This is a genomic window from Bacillus sp. SD088 (assembly GCF_017355205.1).
Lineage (GTDB): Bacteria > Bacillota > Bacilli > Bacillales > Bacillaceae_C > Lederbergia.
The window spans coordinates 1-1,850 of sequence record NZ_JADIJK010000061.1; the positions used below are offsets into that span (position 1 = coordinate 1).

Sequence of the window (1,850 nt, forward strand, 5' to 3'; positions counted from 1 at the left end):
CGTATTGTCAAAAAATCTATAGTAAAAAGTTAATAATCCTTTGATTTATAGGGGTTTGAATGCAAAAAACTTGCCACCCCCACAACTTTAAGGATAATTGAGGTTACCACACCACCAAAATCCCTAAAATAGGAAGTGACAAGTTGTACCCTCAATTATTAACTTATTTACTCGAATTTATCAAGTTTCAAGATCAAATCATTCGTACTTTACAAACTCTTCTTATTGGTAAAAACATGTTTGAAAAGCCTACAGAAGAGCCCGTTCATAAACCTTATCGAAAACTTCAGGTCGATGATCTCCCGATCATCGAAACGCTTGAAAAACTAAATTATAAAATCCTTTTAGAAAACTATTCGATGGAACATGGGAAGCCACTTAAACCTGTTAAAAGGCATGCTCATTCGAAAACGACTGTTCCAAAGACAATGAACTGTCCCAAGTGTGGTGCTCCATCAGATTATCTTTATGCGAATAATGGAAACAAAGGGCAGTTTCTGTGTAAGGTCTGTTCGTGTCTTTTCCATGATAAGAATCGGTTTTCTAAAGAGGCCATTTTAAGGTGCCCTCACTGTGCCAAAACGCTAGAAAAAGTCAAAAAAAGGAAAGACTTCTCTGTCTTCAAGTGTAAAAACAATGATTGTTCTTATTACCAAAAGAAGCTAAAAACCATGTCTAAAAAAGAGAAAAAAAGGTTTAAGAAGGATCCTCAGGCATTTAAAGTACGATATATCTTTCGTCAGTTTCATGTTGACTTTCTTCCTTTGTCTAAACAATCCCCCGAGTTACCAAGGGTAAATTTGTCTAAGATTCATGCTTCAGCACATACATTGGGTTTGATCTTAACGTACCATGTGAACTATGGGCTTTCAGCCCGTAAAACAGCTGCGATTATGCAAGACGTTCACGGTGTCGCGATTTCCCATCAAACGATATTGAATTACGAGAACAGTGTCGCTTTACTCTTAAAGCCTTATGTGGATTCTTATCCTTACGAGCTTTCGGATCAATTCTGTGGCGATGAAACCTATATCCGCGTAAACGGAAAATGGCATTATTTGTTTTTCTTTTTTGACGCGGTAAAGAAAATTATTCTTTCCTATCCCGTGTCGCCAAATCGCGATACCGTCACGGCTATTCATGCCATTGATGAAGTGTTGGTAAAGATGAAGGAGATTCCAGAAGATCTCACTTTGGTGGTCGATGGAAATCCTATCTATCTTCTAGCTCAACACTTTTTCGCCCAACACGACATCCAGTTTGATGTCAAACAAGTGATTGGTCTAACAAATGACGACCCTGTTTCAACTGAATTTAGGCCCCTTAAACAAGTCATCGAGCGACTGAATCGTACATTTAAGGGAAACTATCGTTCCACCCATGGCTTTGGTTCAGAACATGGTTCTGTTTCTTATGTCACCTTGTTTGTCGCTTATTTTAACTTTCTTAGGCCCCATGCCTCTTTAGAAGGAAAGGTACCTGTGGTGAATCCAGAATTATCAGGTCTTCCCACAATGCCAGCACGGTGGACAAAACTAATTGAGTTATCCCAACAATGGATCGTAAAACAGCGGTTAGCCTAACTTTTTGTTTAGCTGAGCCCCTTGTTTTTTATTCGGCTATTCAGCAATCGGCGGAGCGAACTCTTGACAAACCGAACTTGCCAATGGTTTAAAATTGCAAAAACCAAGGGCTTATTTGCCCTGCCTTCTTTTTGTCCCCTTCGCCCTTGTTAGTCTGAATTCAAACCATTGGCGTGTTTGTCAAGAGCGATTGCGGCTGCTTACCACCCCTTTTAGACCTTAGAGTTACTTTTCGGCTTTTGTTTTCATAGATTTTTTGACACTACC

1 protein-coding gene is annotated in these 1,850 nt (G+C 39.4%); it reads left to right on the forward strand.

The genetic code is table 11. The features are described 5' to 3' along the window. Positions 1 to 143 precede the first annotated feature (143 nt). The gene (locus tag IPU53_RS24600; protein WP_207454158.1) at positions 144 to 1,583 is read left to right on the forward strand and encodes a DDE-type integrase/transposase/recombinase; all 1,440 of its coding nucleotides are present in this window, start codon (positions 144 to 146) and stop codon (positions 1,581 to 1,583) included. Positions 1,584 to 1,850: the final 267 nt, after the last annotated feature.